Origin of the sequence: Staphylococcus sp. 11511212, from assembly GCF_011394755.1 — a bacterium.
GTDB lineage: Bacteria > Bacillota > Bacilli > Staphylococcales > Staphylococcaceae > Staphylococcus > Staphylococcus chromogenes.
The window spans coordinates 623,255-639,195 of sequence record NZ_JAANBQ010000003.1; the positions used below are offsets into that span (position 1 = coordinate 623,255).

16 protein-coding genes are annotated in these 15,941 nt (G+C 36.5%); all 16 read right to left on the reverse strand.

The features are described 5' to 3' along the window. Position 1 precedes the first annotated feature (1 nt). A complete protein-coding gene (locus tag G8Y84_RS04415; RefSeq protein WP_037573193.1) occupies positions 2–877 on the reverse strand; it encodes an aspartate carbamoyltransferase catalytic subunit in 876 nt (291 codons plus the stop codon). A gap of 19 nt (positions 878–896) precedes the next feature. Continuing rightward, a complete protein-coding gene (locus G8Y84_RS04420; RefSeq protein ID WP_103159266.1) occupies positions 897–2,189 on the reverse strand; it encodes a uracil-xanthine permease family protein in 1,293 nt (430 codons plus the stop codon). Positions 2,190–2,350: 161 nt separating this feature from the next. Next, entirely contained in the window at positions 2,351–2,875 is a 525-nt protein-coding gene (pyrR, locus tag G8Y84_RS04425; RefSeq protein ID WP_037573946.1) for a bifunctional pyr operon transcriptional regulator/uracil phosphoribosyltransferase PyrR, read from the reverse strand. A gap of 294 nt (positions 2,876–3,169) precedes the next feature. Then, positions 3,170–4,087 carry an RluA family pseudouridine synthase gene (locus tag G8Y84_RS04430; RefSeq protein WP_165806139.1) on the reverse strand — a complete coding sequence of 306 codons (918 nt, stop codon included), beginning with the start codon at positions 4,085–4,087 and terminating at the stop codon, positions 3,170–3,172. Between the two features lie 9 nt (positions 4,088–4,096). After that, positions 4,097–4,576 (reverse strand): signal peptidase II, encoded by a 480-nt coding sequence (gene lspA, locus G8Y84_RS04435; protein ID WP_037573187.1) that lies wholly within the window; start codon positions 4,574–4,576, stop codon positions 4,097–4,099. Between the two features lie 119 nt (positions 4,577–4,695). Further along, entirely contained in the window at positions 4,696–4,902 is a 207-nt protein-coding gene (locus G8Y84_RS04440; protein WP_037573185.1) for a hypothetical protein, read from the reverse strand. Between the two features lie 291 nt (positions 4,903–5,193). Beyond that, on the reverse strand, positions 5,194–7,941 hold the full coding sequence (ileS, locus tag G8Y84_RS04445; protein ID WP_037573183.1) for an isoleucine--tRNA ligase: 2,748 nt from the start codon (positions 7,939–7,941) through the stop codon (positions 5,194–5,196). Between the two features lie 190 nt (positions 7,942–8,131). After that, on the reverse strand, positions 8,132–8,767 hold the full coding sequence (locus G8Y84_RS04450; RefSeq protein WP_107371823.1) for a DivIVA domain-containing protein: 636 nt from the start codon (positions 8,765–8,767) through the stop codon (positions 8,132–8,134). A gap of 23 nt (positions 8,768–8,790) precedes the next feature. After that, positions 8,791–9,561 (reverse strand): YlmH family RNA-binding protein, encoded by a 771-nt coding sequence (locus G8Y84_RS04455; RefSeq protein ID WP_165806140.1) that lies wholly within the window; start codon positions 9,559–9,561, stop codon positions 8,791–8,793. A 170-nt stretch (positions 9,562–9,731) separates the two neighbouring features. After that, a complete protein-coding gene (locus G8Y84_RS04460) occupies positions 9,732–10,025 on the reverse strand; it encodes a YggT family protein (RefSeq protein WP_107360420.1) in 294 nt (97 codons plus the stop codon). An 11-nt stretch (positions 10,026–10,036) separates the two neighbouring features. Then, complete coding sequence (locus tag G8Y84_RS11330) at positions 10,037–10,645, reverse strand: cell division protein SepF (protein WP_105965232.1); 609 nt, start codon at positions 10,643–10,645, stop codon at positions 10,037–10,039. 5 nt (positions 10,646–10,650) lie between these two features. After that, entirely contained in the window at positions 10,651–11,325 is a 675-nt protein-coding gene (locus tag G8Y84_RS04470; protein ID WP_105965231.1) for a YggS family pyridoxal phosphate-dependent enzyme, read from the reverse strand. Between the two features lie 25 nt (positions 11,326–11,350). Further along, positions 11,351–12,142 (reverse strand): peptidoglycan editing factor PgeF, encoded by a 792-nt coding sequence (gene pgeF, locus G8Y84_RS04475; protein ID WP_037573175.1) that lies wholly within the window; start codon positions 12,140–12,142, stop codon positions 11,351–11,353. A gap of 160 nt (positions 12,143–12,302) precedes the next feature. Continuing rightward, on the reverse strand, positions 12,303–13,478 hold the full coding sequence (ftsZ, locus tag G8Y84_RS04480; RefSeq protein ID WP_037573172.1) for a cell division protein FtsZ: 1,176 nt from the start codon (positions 13,476–13,478) through the stop codon (positions 12,303–12,305). A gap of 29 nt (positions 13,479–13,507) precedes the next feature. Beyond that, positions 13,508–14,947, reverse strand: coding sequence for a cell division protein FtsA (gene ftsA, locus G8Y84_RS04485; protein WP_165806141.1), 1,440 nt, complete (start codon positions 14,945–14,947; stop codon positions 13,508–13,510). 106 nt (positions 14,948–15,053) lie between these two features. Then, the gene (locus G8Y84_RS04490) at positions 15,054–15,941 is read right to left on the reverse strand and encodes a cell division protein FtsQ/DivIB (RefSeq protein WP_037573166.1); all 888 of its coding nucleotides are present in this window, start codon (positions 15,939–15,941) and stop codon (positions 15,054–15,056) included.

The following is a 15,941-nucleotide window of genomic DNA, read 5'->3' on the forward strand; positions in this document are numbered from 1 at the left end:
CTTATTGTATTGTTTCAGTTAATACAGCCATTCTTAAATAAACGCCATTTTCCATTTGCTTAAAAATTCTTGATTTAGGAGCTTCAACTAAAGCATCCGCAATTTCTACATTGCGATTCACAGGTGCAGGATGCATAACAATCGCATGATCTTTCAATTTTTGGTAACGCGCTTGATTTAAACCAAATTTTTCATGGTAATCCTGCGCATCAAATCCCGCCGTCCCTTCATCATGTCGCTCATGTTGAACGCGAAGCAACATCACAATATCTACGTTTTCAATCACTTCGTCTAAATCTATGTACTCCCCTGGCATCGTTTCGTCTTTCCAAATATCTGGACTTGAAAATACAACATTTGCCCCTAAAGCTGTTAAACTGTGATAATTACTTCTTGCAACACGTGAATTTTTTATATCTCCACAGATCACCACGTTTAATCCTTCAAAACGTCCAAATTCTTCATAAATGGTCATCAAATCTAATAAACTTTGTGTCGGATGTTGGCCACTTCCATCTCCGGCATTAATGATTGAAATGCCCATCTCTAACAGTTCATCATAATAATTATTTTCTGGGTGGCGAATGACTAATGCATCACATCCAATAGTTTGTAATGTACGACACGTGTCATATAATGATTCCCCTTTTTGAACAGAGGAAGTTGCAATCTCAAAATTAATTTGTTTCATTTCTAAACGATGCTCTGCCATTTCAAAACTACATTTTGTACGCGTTGAATTTTCAAAAAATAAGTTTGCAATATATTTTCCTTTTAAACTAGGTCGTACTTCTCCATGTTTATATTGAGAAGCAATTTCGATGAGATGCTTGATTTCTTTTGGCGATAATTTTTCCATAGACACTAAATGTTGCATAGTATTGCCTCCTTATAAATTAGCGTTTAGGTAGTAAGAGATTTAAAATAATGCCCGCTGTTGCGGATAAAGCCATACCTTCAATTGTCAATTTCACACCTAAATCTGATAAATTTAACATCATATTCCCGATCCCAATGACTAAAATAACTGATGCAATCACAAGATTTCTATTTTGAGCAAAATCAACTTGACTTTCAACAATCATACGTAGACCACTTGCAGCAATCGTCCCAAATAAAAGGATGGAAACCCCACCCATGACTGGTGTTGGAATGGATGAAATCAGTGCCGTAAATTTACCGACAAATCCAAGAATAATCGCGATGACTGCAGCACCTGAAATCACATAGATGCTATAAATTTTTGTGATGGCGAGCACCCCAATATTTTCTCCATATGTTGTACTAGGAGGCCCTCCAATAATACTTGAAAACATGGTAGACACCCCATCACCAATTATTGAGCGGTGTAAACCTGGATCCTCAAAAAAGTTTCGCCCTACAATTTTGTTAATGACCATTTGATGGCCGATATGTTCACTCACTGTAACAAACACGATAGGTAACATCACTGCAATTAAACCTAGGTGAATAGATGGATGATAATCCGCAAATGGGATGTAGATATCTGGAAATTGTAACCAAGCCGCTTCTTTCACTTTGCTAAAATCAACGATGCCAAATATAATTGCTGTGATATAACCAACAATAATACCGATTAATACGGGAATAAGTGAGAAAAATCCTTTGGCGAAACCTTGTACGAGCAATGTGACAATTAAGGTAATACATGCCACAGCGACATATGTGAGGTTATATCCTTTCATGTCGCCAGAGTTTTCAAACATCGCCATATTGACTGCAGTAGGTGCAAGACTTAATCCTATGACCATAATGACCGGGCCTACTACGACAGGTGGGAGGATTTGCATCAACCAGTTTGTCCCGCTGAGTTTAATGGCAATACCAATAATGACGTACATCACACCACTCATGAATAAAGCAACAAGCATGTCTCCTAAACTATTGGTACTTAGTCCAGTAATAATAGGTGTGATAAAAGCAAAACTCGAGCCCAGATAGGCTGGAATTTTCCCTTTTGTAATGAATATGTATAATAATGTACCAATTCCTGAGGCAAGTAGCGCTGAGGATACAGGCAAACCTGTTAAAAACGGGACTAACACAGTGGCTCCAAACATTGCGAATAAATGTTGGATACTTAAAAATGCCCATTGACCCGCTTTTGGTTTTTCATGTACGTCTAATACAGGTTGCACTGTACGTTTAAACATTTCTTCATTTTGCATCTTTTTTTCTCCTTTAATAAAAAAATCTCTTAACTGAATTCAGTTAAGAGACACAAGGGTATCATCGATAAAGTGATAGATTGAAATCCAATCGTTTCAATGCTAAACACTTTTTCGTAACAAGTACCTTTGTCAGTCTCTCGTACTGAATTAAAAGGTGTTTATTCAATTACAACGGCATTGCGATGATCAGTTTCAGAAAGATAAACTTCCACTGATTCTTCATGTGACGTTGGAATATTTTTTCCGACAAAATCAGCGCGAATCGGTAACTCTCGGTGACCACGATCCACTAATGTCGCTAGTCCAATTTTTTTAGGACGACGATGTAATAATATAGCGTCTAATGAGGCACGAACAGTTCGTCCTGTATATAACACATCATCGACAATGATTACAATTCGGTCGTTCAAATCAATATCAATATCGAACGATTGAGATAATTGTGCATCTCGCATTTCAACATCATCTCGAAATTGTGTAATATCTATTGTTCCAGTAGGGACCTCCACATTTTCGATTTGTTGAATTTTGGCTTGAATGCGCTTTGCAAGGAATTCTCCTCGCGTTTTGACACCTAGTAATGCTAAATTTTCAGAACCCTTATTATATTCCAGAATTTCATGTGCAATTCGAGTTAACGTACGGTTAATCGCGGACTCATCTAAAACCATGCGTTCTGCCATTTTAGCCATTCCTTTCACCATAACTTTAAGCGTTGGGACACCAAAGCCTTTTGTTGATACAAAAAAACTCATGTCTTTATGAGACATGAGTAGCTATGTGAAATTGCATGTATTTCACTACACCCGTTTCACTGAACGTCGTAGCGCACATACAAGTTATCATTCATATACATTATCATGTCTTCCAAGCCTCACAGGACTTCTATTAAAGACGAGTTCGTTTGATTTACTGTTTTTAATGATAACGCTTTTCTATTAAAAAGTCAAAGTATGATTTGTAACTTTTAGAATACTTTAGTTTTCTGCTCTTCGTATATCTTCAATAAGTTTTTCAAATTCTTCAGGTAACGGCGCTGTATGTTCAATATATTCTCCCGTACGTGGATGTGTAAACCCAATCAGCCCTGCATGTAGGGCTTGGCCTCCAATATCCATCGTTTTTTTCGGACCATATTTAGGATCTCCGACAAGTGGATAGCCAATATACTTCATATGGACACGAATCTGGTGGGTACGTCCTGTTTCAAGTTGACATTCCACTAATGTATATTTATTGAAGTTTTCAATGACATTAAAATGTGTAATCGCTTCTTTACCATTATCGACAACATCCATCGCCTGACGATCTTTTGGATTTCGCCCTATTGGGGCATCAATCGTTCCAAATTCATGTGGAATATGGCCATGAACTAAGGCCGTATATTTACGTGTCACTGTTTTAGCCATGAGTTGTTCGACAAGATTTCGATGTGCAACATCATTTTTAGCCACCATTAAAAGGCCTGATGTGTCTTTATCGATACGATGGACAATCCCAGGACGAATTTCGCCGTTAATGCCTGATAAATCTTTAATTTGGTACATTAATCCGTTAACGAGTGTCCCTGAATAATGACCTGCAGAGGGGTGTACCACCATACCTTTAGGTTTATAAACAATCGCAACATCTTCATCTTCATAATAGATATCTAAATTAAGATTTTCTGGTTGAATGTCTGCTTCAACCGCTTCAGCTTCCGTAACTACAATAGCATCACTAAGCTTTACTTTATAATTTGATTTTACACGTTTCCCATTGACTTCAACTTGACCTCCTTTAATCCAATCTTGGATTTGACTACGAGACCAGTCTTGATTCAATAGAGGTAAAACTTTATCAATTCGCTGCATATCTAGTGCAGTATCTTCTATTTTGAATTCATGTGTGACCATGATTTTCACCTATCCTTTTTTGTGTTGAGGCGTAAAAATCAACACAATAATTAACATAATGACCCCAATGGTCAAACTTGAATCTGCAATATTGAATATGGGGAAATCATAACCGAAAATTGTCGTATCAATAAAATCAACAACTTCACCATTGAGCACACGGTCAATGAAATTCCCTAAAGCGCCAGCAATCAGTAAACTAATGGCGAATTGCATTAAAAATTGGCCTTTCGCTTCTTTAATGTAAAAATAGATGAGCGCAATGAGTATCACAATTGTAATGATGTAAAAGAATGGCATATGTCCGCTCAGTATTCCCCAAGCGGCGCCATCATTACGATGAGAAGTAATGGCTAAAAAATTGGGGATCACCGTAAAAGATTCTCCAAGCGTCATCTGAGCGACAATGAGCCATTTCGTCAGTTGGTCAGCGAGTAAGATGACGATGATTATGAAAATAGATATTCCCAAAAAGTACTTTTTGTTCATCTTGATTAAATCCTTTCTATTACATTTCTTTATTATAACATGAAATGTTCAAGGTTTTTATGTGATTTAAGCCTGACAGTGATAATCTTAAAAGCCATTCCATTTATTTCATAACTCTCTTAATCTTTTGAATGTGTTATTTTAAATACCATTGATACGATAATACCAATAAAATACCCCAATACTGTAGTAACTAAGACATCTAAAAAATTTGAAAAACCAAGCATATTACCATAATAAATTTGGTTAAACGTTAAATGTTTAACTGTTTCAGCTAGAAATACGACAAATGCGGAGATAAATCCCGATACAAAATGTTGTTTCACTATGTCACTCCTTTATCTAAAATCTATACCTACGATGTGTTGTTAGTTGACGAAGATTAACGATAAAAGCGTAACATATATTGATGAAAAAATTACTAAATCCTAGATTATCTTACATTAATATTACCTTAAATGTCCTTTTAACCCTATTGCTTGATGAAACAATGATATTTTTACTTTGCGTCTAAGGTTTACATCAAAAAACTGTCGACAAAGGAATTGCCTTGTCGACAGCTTGGCATCATGCATCATAAGCTTCTCTCATGTGGAGGAAAAAATGCTAATGATAGTTTATATTAATGTTTTTACGACTTGTTGGCAACGTGGACATAAATCAGTATATTCACCCACTGAACCTAATTCTGTAGAGTAATTCCAACAACGCGCACATTGTTCCCCATCAGCGTGAACGATGGCAATGTTTGCGTGTTGATAATCTTCTCCTTCTGGGTTATCCACAACTTCAACTTGTGAAACGATAAACAATTGATGAAGATGATCAAATTGTTTTAAGAAGTCGACCGTATCAAAAGAGGAACTATTACCAATTTTCACTTTAGCTTGTAAAGATTTTCCAATTACTTTTTCATTACGTGCTTTTTCTAACGCACGGTTGACATCGTCACGTAAAGTCATAAATGTTGTCCATTTTTCAATAAGCGTATGATCGACTTCGTGACGCTCTGGTAAATCAGACAAATGTACACTTTCTTCTTCTTGATGCTCAATATATGACCATACTTCATCGGCAGTATGTGGAATGATTGGTGCCAGTAATTTTGTTAAATCGATTAAAATTTCATAAAGCACCGTTTGCATACTGCGACGTTGATGCGCATCTTTTGCTTCAATATATAAAATATCTTTACCGTAATCTAAATAGAAGTTACTTAGTTCTACATTGATAAAGTTTTGAACTTCTTGATAGATATCCAAATAGTCAAATTGATCATAGTGATCGAGTGTACTATTTTTAAACTCTCTAAAGCGATTTAAAATGTATCGATCCACTTCAAATAGGTCAGTTTCAGAGATGCGGTCTGTATTTGGATTGTAATCGTTAACGTTACCGAGTAAGAATCGAAGTGTATTACGGATTTTACGGTAGACATCTGCGACTTGTTTTAAAATCTCTTCAGAAATACGTACATCTGCCAAGTAATCTACTGAACTCACCCATAATCGTGCAATGTCTGCGCCTTTTTGTTTCACGATTGTATCTGGGACAATGACGTTGCCTAAAGATTTACTCATTTTTTTACCTTCGCCATCCATGACAAAACCGTGAGATAAAAGCATCTTATATGGAGAAACACCACGCGTTGCAACAGCCGTTGTAATAGAAGAGTTGAACCATCCTCGATATTGGTCACTGCCTTCAAGATACATATCTGCTGGGAAGCTAAGCTCTTTACGCCCTTCAAGTACACCGCGATGTGAAGATCCTGAATCGAACCAAACATCCATAATATCTTCTTCTTTTGTAAAGAGACCATTCGGGCTACCTTCATGCGTAAATCCTTCTGGTAAAAGGTCTTTCGCTTCACGTTCAAACCATACATTAGAGCCGTGTTGTTCAAATAAATCAGCCACATGGTTGACAGTTTCTTTTGTCATAATGATGTCGCCATTTTCTGCATAGAAAACCGGTAGTGGGACCCCCCACACACGTTGACGTGAGATTACCCATTCACCACGATCACGAATCATATTGTAAATTCGTGTTTTACCCCAGTCGACTTTAAATTTAGTTTGGTCAATGGCTTCAAGAATATCTTCACGTACCTTTGAAATAGAAGCGAACCATTGTGGAGTCGCACGGAAAATAACAGGTTTTTTCGTACGCCAGTCGTGCGGATAACTATGGGTAATAAAGTTTAGTTTCAGCAAGGCTCCTTTTTCAGTCAATAATTCTGTAATCTCTTTATTGGCTTTATCATAAAACATGCCTGCAAATTGGCCTGCTTCTTCTGTGAAAACACCTTTATCGTCAACTGGACTAATTACTTCTAAGCCGTATTTTTGTCCGACAATATAGTCATCTTCACCGTGTCCAGGTGCTGTATGTACACAGCCTGTCCCCGCGTCTGTTGTAACGTGGTTTCCATTGATAACAAGAGAAATGCGGTCAATGAATGGATGTTGTGTTTCTACATATTCTAATTCAGAACCTTTAAATTCTTTTTCACGAACTACAGTTTCTTTATCCCAGTCTAAAGCTTCTGCAACTGCATCTACTAACGCTTCTGCAATCACATATTTTTCACCTTCTACATTCATTTGAACATAGGTTAAGTCTGGGTGAACTGTAATGGCAACATTTGCGGGTAATGTCCAAGGTGTTGTTGTCCAAATAATAAATTTAGCATCCTCATCGACAGTTCCTTTTGCGTCTTTCACAGCAAAAGCGACATAAATTGAAGCTGAACGTTTATCATGATATTCAATCTCAGCCTCAGCTAATGATGATTCACTAGACGGTGACCAATATACAGGTTTTTTCCCTTTATAAATTAAGCCTTTATCTGCCATTTCACCAAATAAACGAATTTGCGCTGCTTCATATTCCGGTTTCAATGTAATATAAGGATGATCAAAATCACCATTGACACCTAAACGTTTAAAGTCTTTTTTCTGTAATTCGATTTGTTCTAACGCAAAAGCTTCACATTTTTTACGAAAATCTGAGATAGACATTTCTTTACGTTTAACGCCTTTTTTTGTTAAGGCTTGTTCAATCGGTAAACCATGTGTATCCCAACCAGGTACGTAAGGTGCATAGTAACCTTGCATCGTTTTATGACGAATAATAAAATCCTTTAAAATTTTATTCAACGCATGCCCCATATGTAAATTACCATTGGCATATGGTGGACCGTCATGTAAAATGAATGGCGTTTGACCTTCATTTTTTTTCAACATTTTTTCATATAACTTTTGTTCTTCCCATTGTGCTTGAATTTGTGGCTCTTTATTCGGCAAGCCGCCACGCATTGGAAATTTTGTTTTCGGCATTAATAACGTGTCTTTATAATCCATAAATTTGTTACACTCCTTTATATACAAAAAGAACTCTAAGCTCAATTAAAGGGACGGCAAGGCCGCGGTACCACCCTTATTAACTCAGCTTAGAGTTCTCTCGTAAAAATTATTGATAATTACAATGTAGTGATACAAGAAAAGTGTTTACATTAGGCTCTCACCCTCCCTAACTCGCTGTCAGCATCACTTACTTTTCTTGCTTGTCTTCATCGTTTGATTTATTTGATTCTTCTTCTGAAGAGGCGTCTTTTTGATTCGCATCTTTATCATTTTTTTGTGCTTGTTGTTTTTCTTCAGGCGTCACATCTTGTTGATTTAAATGTTGAAAGTTTTCCTCAGTCACTTGTTGTGCATCTAAATCATAATTGAGCAGATATTCCCAGTCATCACTCTTTAATAAGTCAAGTTGTGCTTCGACTAACATTTTAAAGCGTGAACGGAAAATTTTAGACTGGCGTTTCATATCTTCCGTTTGGAATGAAAGTCGTCTTGATTTTTCAATGCCATCATTCACAATTCGATTCGCCTCAGCTTGTGCTTTTTGGATAATCGCATCGTGTTCTTTTTGAGCAGCTGCCTTTGTTTCATCTGCAGCACGTTGCGCACTTACGATTGCTTCACCTACTGATTTTTCAACATCTTTAAATGATTTGATATGAGCATCTCTTTCTTGCAATACATTTTCAAGTTGTTTTTTATCCTCTTTTAAACGTTCGATTTCTTGACTCAGTTGTTCTAAATACTGTTCAACTTCCGTAGGTTCAAAACCGTTTTTTGTACGTGTAAAAGATTTTTTTTTAATCTCACTGGGTGTAAAAGCCATATCGCTTCCTCCTTCATCATACACTATTTAAATAACGTTTGATAGGTTAATTTTAATTTATCTTTTTTCGTTCGTTCACCATTTTCTATCATTTTCGCTCTTCCATATCCTTGAATCGAAATTAAATCTCCTTCATCAAGTTGAAAATCTACAGCTTCCACTATCGTATGATTAACTTTCACGCGTTTGCGTTGAATTAAAGTTTGAGCAATTGTGCGTGATTTTCTTATCATTTCTTTTAGAACCACATCTAATCTCAATGCGCTTACTGTCGCATGATGTGTTTGCCATTGCTCTTTTGATTCTACCATATTTTCTATAGGTATCGCATTTAGTTTGACTGTTGCTCTTTTGATATGTGTTAATTCCATCATAATATAAGATTTAATTTGATTTGTCAAAACGAACTGGAGTTGCTCTCCCACAATAATGTCTCCAATTTGATCGCGTTCAATGCCAAATGACATAAGTGTACCTAACAAATGTTGATGTTGAATGGTCACGAACTTTTCAGGGTACTCAACTTGAATGAGACTTATTTCGAAATCGTCGGTCGTGGGTTCAAAATAATGTGGCGCTATAATCGCTCTTTTTCTCTCACTTTGTGGCCCTCCAAAAAAAGAACAATTCAAATCAGGAAAACTTCCGGTAACAACTTTTAGTATATATTGTTCTCTCGGGTCTAAAAAACTAGTTAATACAAGGCTATACTGACGCTCGGATTGACGCGCTTTGTCTATGAGATGATCAATCGTCGGTCGTTCTTCTGGCCTAAAATGTTGATAAAGTTCCATGGATTCTCTCCTTCATACAATCATAAATGGGCAAAATAAGGGGCTTAGACTCTAGCACGTCTTCGCCCCTTGATTAAGATATGGAAGTATTGCGACATATGGCAACACTTTATTGGTTAAGTGACACTTTTATAAAGATACATTATTACTTTGTATCCCAATCCAATGCTTTATAAATAAAAGTGTGTATAGATGAATTGGAAAATTGCATAAATTCCTCTTTGAAATAGGTTCAACACGATAAATGCCACAATTGGCGAGATATCTATCATCCCTAGTGGAGGAATAATTCTTCTAAATGGCTCTAAAAAGGGTTCGTAGAGTTTCGCCATAAATTGACCAACCGTACTCTCACGTGCACCAGGAAGCCATGACATAAATATATAAATAATCATTCCATAAGAATATATTCTAACGACAAAAATAATGAATTGGAATATCGTTTCAAGTATTTGAATTGACATAGATGTCTCCCTTATTCATATTGATTTTGGTTTTCCATAGCATCAATGTGCTCTGAAATACTACCTGCAACTTCAACATTATCAGGTGTGCATAAAAATATATCTGCACCTACACGTTGAATATCGCCGCCAATTGCATAAACAGTACCACTTAAAAAATCGATGATACGTTTTGCAGATACTGCATCTATTTGCTGTAAATTTACCAATGTCGCACGACGATTTTTAAGTTCATCTGCAATATCTTGTGTGTCAGAAAACACACGAGGCTCAAATAAACACATTTTCGAACTGCCATTGTTAAATGCATCTTGTGATTGTGTCATGCTCACCACGTTCCCTTGCTGTGTAGTTGGTTCTTTAGCAATTTGGTATTTTCGTTCGTTTTGCATATTTTTTATTCTTGAAGGTTGTTTTTTAGGGACCGATTGAAGCGCTCTTTGACGTTCTGTAGCTGTTGACGCTTGTTGATAGTCTTCGGCAGCAGTTGCTTTATTTTGTTCAATTTCTCTTTGTCTTTCTCTTTCACGCGCTCTTTCACGACGTTCTTCTTCTTCAATGAAGTCATCATCTTCATCTTCAATTGCGAAAAAGCCATTGAATAAATCTTTGATAGCCAATACCCTCACTCCTCATTTCCTACTAAACTTGTTCCTATACGCACATAAGTCGCACCCATTTCTGTTGCGATTGCGTAGTCATTACTCATCCCCATAGAGAGTTCTGTACAAGGGGCGTAATCTAAATTTAATGATTGCACCTCATCACGCTTGATTTTCAATTGTTCAAATATACTTTTTAAGCGCGCTTCATCATCAATATAAGGAGCCATAGTCATCAGTCCAACCACTTGGATATGGTTGTATTGTGCAAGTTCTTGAATGAAGGGAATAACTTCATCCGAAGATAAACCGTGCTTCGAAGTTTCTCCAGACACATTCACTTGCACAAAGCATTTTACAGTATGCGTTGCTCGCTTACTAATTTCTTTAGCCAAACTTTTACGATCCAATGCATGTAAATAATCAATTTCGTTGATAACCTCTTTCACTTTTCGTGATTGAAGTGAGCCGATAAAATGCATTGTCACATCATCCGGTAGCGCCTCTTTTTTAGCTAAGAACCCTTCAATGCGATTCTCACCAAAATCCCGAATGCCCGCATCGTATGCTTCTTTAGCTCGCTCTATTGTAACATATTTCGTGACCGCAATCACGCGAGGTAATATGTCTAAACCTGCCTTGGAGGCATGGGTTTTTATTTCATTTTGAATGTGTTGATAGTTATCTTGAACTGACATACATATTGTCCTTTCTTAATCCTGATTAATGTTGTCCAATAAAAGCCAACATTCTACCTGTATTACCTTTCTCTACCCGATATGAGAAAAACAACTCCAAGTTTTCGGAAGTCGCATATGTGGTACGGTAAATATTTTCATGAGGAACACCTAAATATTCACATAACAATTGATTGGCAAGTTTCAAATCAATACCATGACGATTAGAACCTCTTGTCTCAATATACTTTGATTCATCAATCGGTAGCATTTTAAATTGAGATAAAATATCATCATTAATTTCATAGGAATTTGATGTTGAAGGTCCGATAACCACGTATAAATCGTTTAAATCAAACGGATATTGTTTAATTAAAGCTTCTACAATACGCTTTACAGTCCCTCTCCAACCCGCATGGACTAAACCAATGAAATGATGTTTTGGGCTATAAAAATAAATGGGAACACAATCGGCATAACACATCGTTAATAATACATCCCGATCAAACGTATATAAACCATCAACGCCAAACAATTCCGTTTCGGATAATGTGTTAATATTTGTTCCTCTATCCTTTTGATGAACTTCCACGACTTTAGCTTCATGAGTTTGAATTGGAAAGACCCAATGTTTTGTTGGAAAACCAATTTCCTGCGCTAATATTTTTTGATGTTCGGTAATATGATTGGGATCATCATCAATGTATCGCGCCATATTAAAAGCCTGTTTAGGAAATGGACTTAAACCGCCTTGACGTGTTGACATTCCAATCAATACCTGATGATTTTGGCTCGGTACATAACTCAAATAATGTCCTACGGGTGAAAAAGCGTGCATTTCATTGCCTCCTAATTTGTAACTTTCAACTTACAACGAATTATAAACAAAAAGCTAGGACAATGAAATATTCACCTTTGTCCTAGCAATACCTATCTACTATTGGAGTACACGCATTAATTTGCTAATTGAAATCCATGAGCATATGTTTGCACATGTATTAGCGACGTGTTCTTCTTGAACGACGTTCTTCTCTGTTACGAATAAAACTTGGAATATCGTCATCATTTGTACTATGCGCACGTTGTGGTTCTACATCTCTATCATCTTGTAAAGATGAAGAAGGTTGTCCACCGTTAAAACCAGGTTCTCTCGTAGGTGTGCTATGTGCACTGCTTCCAAAACTTGATGTACTTTGTTGTTTACGTGCTTGAGAAGATGGTTTATCTTCAAAGCCTGTAGCAATAACAGTCACAACAATTTCATCTTGTAATTCTGGATTGATAACGGTACCGAAAATCATATTAACATCTTCATCAGCTGCATCTTGTACGATGTCGGCTGCTTCCTGTGCTTCGAATAAAGAAAGTGACTCTCCACCAGTAATATTCATTAAGACACCTTGAGCCCCTACAATCGATGTTTCTAATAATGGAGAAGAAATTGCTTTTTTCGCTGCTTCTACAGCTCTATTTTCACCTGAAGAAACACCAATACCCATTAATGCTGAACCTTGGTTAGACATGATTGTTTTTACGTCAGCAAAGTCTAAGTTTACTTCACCTGAAACGGCGATAAGGTCTGAGATACCTTGAACACCTTGGCGTAATACGTTATCTGCTTCTTTGAAAGCTTCCATCATTGGCGTAGATTTATCAACGATATCTAATAAACGATCGTTAGGAATAACAATTAATGTATCTACAGCTGCTTTCATAGATTCAACACCCGCAGCAGCTTGAGTTTGGCGTTTGCGCCCTTCAAAACTAAATGGACGTGTAACTACACCTACAGTAAGCGCACCCATTTCTTTAGCAATTTTGGCTACAACTGGTGCTGCACCTGTACCTGTACCGCCGCCCATACCAGCAGTTACAAAGACCATGTCTGCACCTTGAATTGCATCTTCAATTTGTTCGCGTGATTCTTCCGCGGCTTTTTTACCGATTTCAGGGTTCGCACCTGCACCTAAACCACGTGTTAATTTTTCACCAATTTGAATTTTAGACTCTGCTTTAGATAAGTTTAAAGCTTGTCCATCTGTGTTAATTGCGATAAATTCAACATTATTCATTCCATGATCAATCATTCGATTGACAGCGTTATTACCGCCACCACCGACACCGATGACTTTTAGCGTCGCCAAATGATTAAATCCTTGTTCAAATTCTAACATTTACAATTCCTCCTAATCTTCGTAGCCAATTACTCAAATAATGATTTCATAATTTTTTTGAACTTACTTTCTTCTTGGTGATGCGGTTCACCGTTTATTTGTCTTTGATTTCGTTCAGCCTCTACTTCATAATCATCATATTTTTCGTATGTTTCATTTTCATGATAACTTGCATCATGATTTGGTATTTCAGTATCCATTCTTTCGTCTGGGTGTTTTTTAGTTTTCTTTTTAAAGAAACCGTCAAATCCACCCATTCGAGATTCATGACGTGGAGCCTCATCGACAATCACTTCTTCTTCAATCTCCTCGTCATCATGATTATTAATTGTAACATAATCCAATAACTCATCAAAAGCAATACTACTAGAAATTGTAGAAATTGCAGATGAAAATTCAGGTTTACGAATTCCCATTTGTGACGGAGTATGGATACGCACTTTTTCGCTTACCATGTCTGTCAATAATTCTTTAATCCCTAAAAGATTTGCTGAACCGCCAGTAACAACAAAACCACCATTCACTTTTGTCAGTTGTAATTCTTGTAATACATCAAATACTTCAAAGAAAATATCTTCTACTCGCGCTTCAATAGCCTCACTTAATTCTTTTTGAGTGAACTGGGCTGGTTCTTCACTATCAAGTTGTTCAACAGTAAATACATCTTGATCTGATGCTGAATCATAAAATGCATGTCCATATTGTTGTTTAATTTTTTCAGCAGTTTCATATGTAGTATTTAAAAATTGCTGTATGTCTTCTGTAATATCTCGTCCCGCCATCGTAACAACATCAGCGTCTACGAGTTCTCCTCTTTCATAAAAAGCAATTTGCGTTAAATCTTCACCAATATCAATGACGCAAGCACCTAACTCACGTTCAGTCGGTGTTAAAATTGAACGGTAGTTATATGCATCTGAATAGACATCTAAAACATCTACGCCACTAGCTTCGACACATTTAATCATATTAATGAGTAATGTTTGTGGTACCGCAATAACGCCTGCATCCACTTCTAGAGAGTGACGGGCAACAAGTTCTTTAGGATCTGTAACTTCATTGTTACCATCAACCACAAATTTAAGTGGAAAAGTATTAATCACTTCTGTGTTAGGTTCTACATTTTTTTCACGGATACCTTCTAATACGCGTTCAATATGCGTTCCTTTAATTTCTGTATCTTCATGGAATTCAAGTGCATTTGATTCATCAAACACTTCTGTTCCCACGATAGGTAACTTAAGGAAGACCTCTTTAATATCGACACCTGATGCAATAGATGCTTTTTTTATCGTATCTTTAATTGCTTGTTTTGCAATATCGAAATCATCAATTAATCCATTCTTAATGCCACTTGTGTAGGTTTGCCCTGTACCTATCACATTTATACCATTATGAAATTTTTCACCAACGATTACTTTAACGCTTGATGAGCCTATATCTACGCTCACATAATAATGCTCTTCCATAGATAGGCACCTCCTGACATAATTCTTATTCACACTATAAACAGTTTACAATAACACACTTTCAATGTGAACTATAAACACGTTTATTTTGGAACTTTTTTGACTTTTATTCTTTTTCGTTCTCTTTAATTTTATTTAAAGCTTTTTGTAAGTCATCTTTCGCTTTATCTTCATTTGCCGTACCTGATTGAAGCTCTTGTGAACTTGCCGAACCGTTGTCCCCCTGTTTCTCATTTTCATAGGGGATAAACGTCGCGCCAACAGACAAATCGATATATCCTGATTTTTTTAACTTACCTGTGTCATCCTTTTCAAGTGCTTGTGACATACTAGGATAATAAGATAGTTTTTTAGCTATTGTCGTCGTTTTACCTAAAACTTCAATACCATCCCTCATATATAATCGAATAAGGTGAGGTTGATCTTTTTCAGGTGCGGCATTAATTTCAGAAATTTGTCCTCTAGTGGTAGCGTCCATTTTTTCAAGGGCTTCAACAATTTTTCTTTTTTCTTCACCTTTGAAACCATTTAAATAAGGGACTTCATTAGGGACTGATCCTTTAAAATCTTTTAACACTTTCCCTGTTTCAATGACAGGGACATTTTCATCTTTTTCTTGTGTTATTCCAACTACATCATGCTCTTTTACATCAACAATAAGTTGATTCGGAAAAGCTTTATGAATATCAACAGATTTGATTAAAGAATTTTTTTCGATGCGTTCAATAGCCCCATTGGCATCATAAGAGTAAACTCTTGGGCGTTGGTCAATCTGAAGTTGTTTTTTTATTTCAGCTGTAGAAACAAAATGGTTGCCATTAATTTGCGCGTCGTTCACCTTGCTTATTGGCGTAAACATAAACAAAGCGATACATATCACAATGACGATGAGACCTAAAACTAAATTGCGTTGAAAACGACGCCGTTTCTGTAACTGTTGCCGTCTCTTCTCTTTTATATAGGCATTATCTATTTTTTGAATCGGTTCACTCAT

Excerpts from the sequence above, each read along its gene's own strand:
- G8Y84_RS04430 (WP_165806139.1), bottom strand. The coding sequence starts at position 4,087 with ATGGTCACACATGAATTCAAAATAGAAGATACTGCACTAGATATGCAG.
- G8Y84_RS04490 (WP_037573166.1), bottom strand. The coding sequence starts at position 15,941 with ATGAGTGAACCGATTCAAAAAATAGATAATGCCTATATAAAAGAGAAG.
- G8Y84_RS04415 (WP_037573193.1), bottom strand. The coding sequence starts at position 877 with ATGCAACATTTAGTGTCTATGGAAAAATTATCGCCAAAAGAAATCAAG.
- G8Y84_RS04450 (WP_107371823.1), bottom strand. The coding sequence starts at position 8,767 with ATGGCTTTTACACCCAGTGAGATTAAAAAAAAATCTTTTACACGTACA.
- G8Y84_RS04420 (WP_103159266.1), bottom strand. The coding sequence starts at position 2,189 with ATGCAAAATGAAGAAATGTTTAAACGTACAGTGCAACCTGTATTAGAC.
- ileS (WP_037573183.1), bottom strand. The coding sequence starts at position 7,941 with ATGGATTATAAAGACACGTTATTAATGCCGAAAACAAAATTTCCAATG.
- G8Y84_RS04470 (WP_105965231.1), bottom strand. The coding sequence starts at position 11,325 with ATGTCAGTTCAAGATAACTATCAACACATTCAAAATGAAATAAAAACC.
- pgeF (WP_037573175.1), bottom strand. The coding sequence starts at position 12,142 with ATGCACGCTTTTTCACCCGTAGGACATTATTTGAGTTATGTACCGAGC.
- ftsA (WP_165806141.1), bottom strand. The coding sequence starts at position 14,947 with ATGGAAGAGCATTATTATGTGAGCGTAGATATAGGCTCATCAAGCGTT.
- ftsZ (WP_037573172.1), bottom strand. The coding sequence starts at position 13,478 with ATGTTAGAATTTGAACAAGGATTTAATCATTTGGCGACGCTAAAAGTC.
- G8Y84_RS04460 (WP_107360420.1), bottom strand. The coding sequence starts at position 10,025 with ATGTCAATTCAAATACTTGAAACGATATTCCAATTCATTATTTTTGTC.
- lspA (WP_037573187.1), bottom strand. The coding sequence starts at position 4,576 with ATGAACAAAAAGTACTTTTTGGGAATATCTATTTTCATAATCATCGTC.
- pyrR (WP_037573946.1), bottom strand. The coding sequence starts at position 2,875 with ATGGCAGAACGCATGGTTTTAGATGAGTCCGCGATTAACCGTACGTTA.
- G8Y84_RS04455 (WP_165806140.1), bottom strand. The coding sequence starts at position 9,561 with ATGGAACTTTATCAACATTTTAGGCCAGAAGAACGACCGACGATTGAT.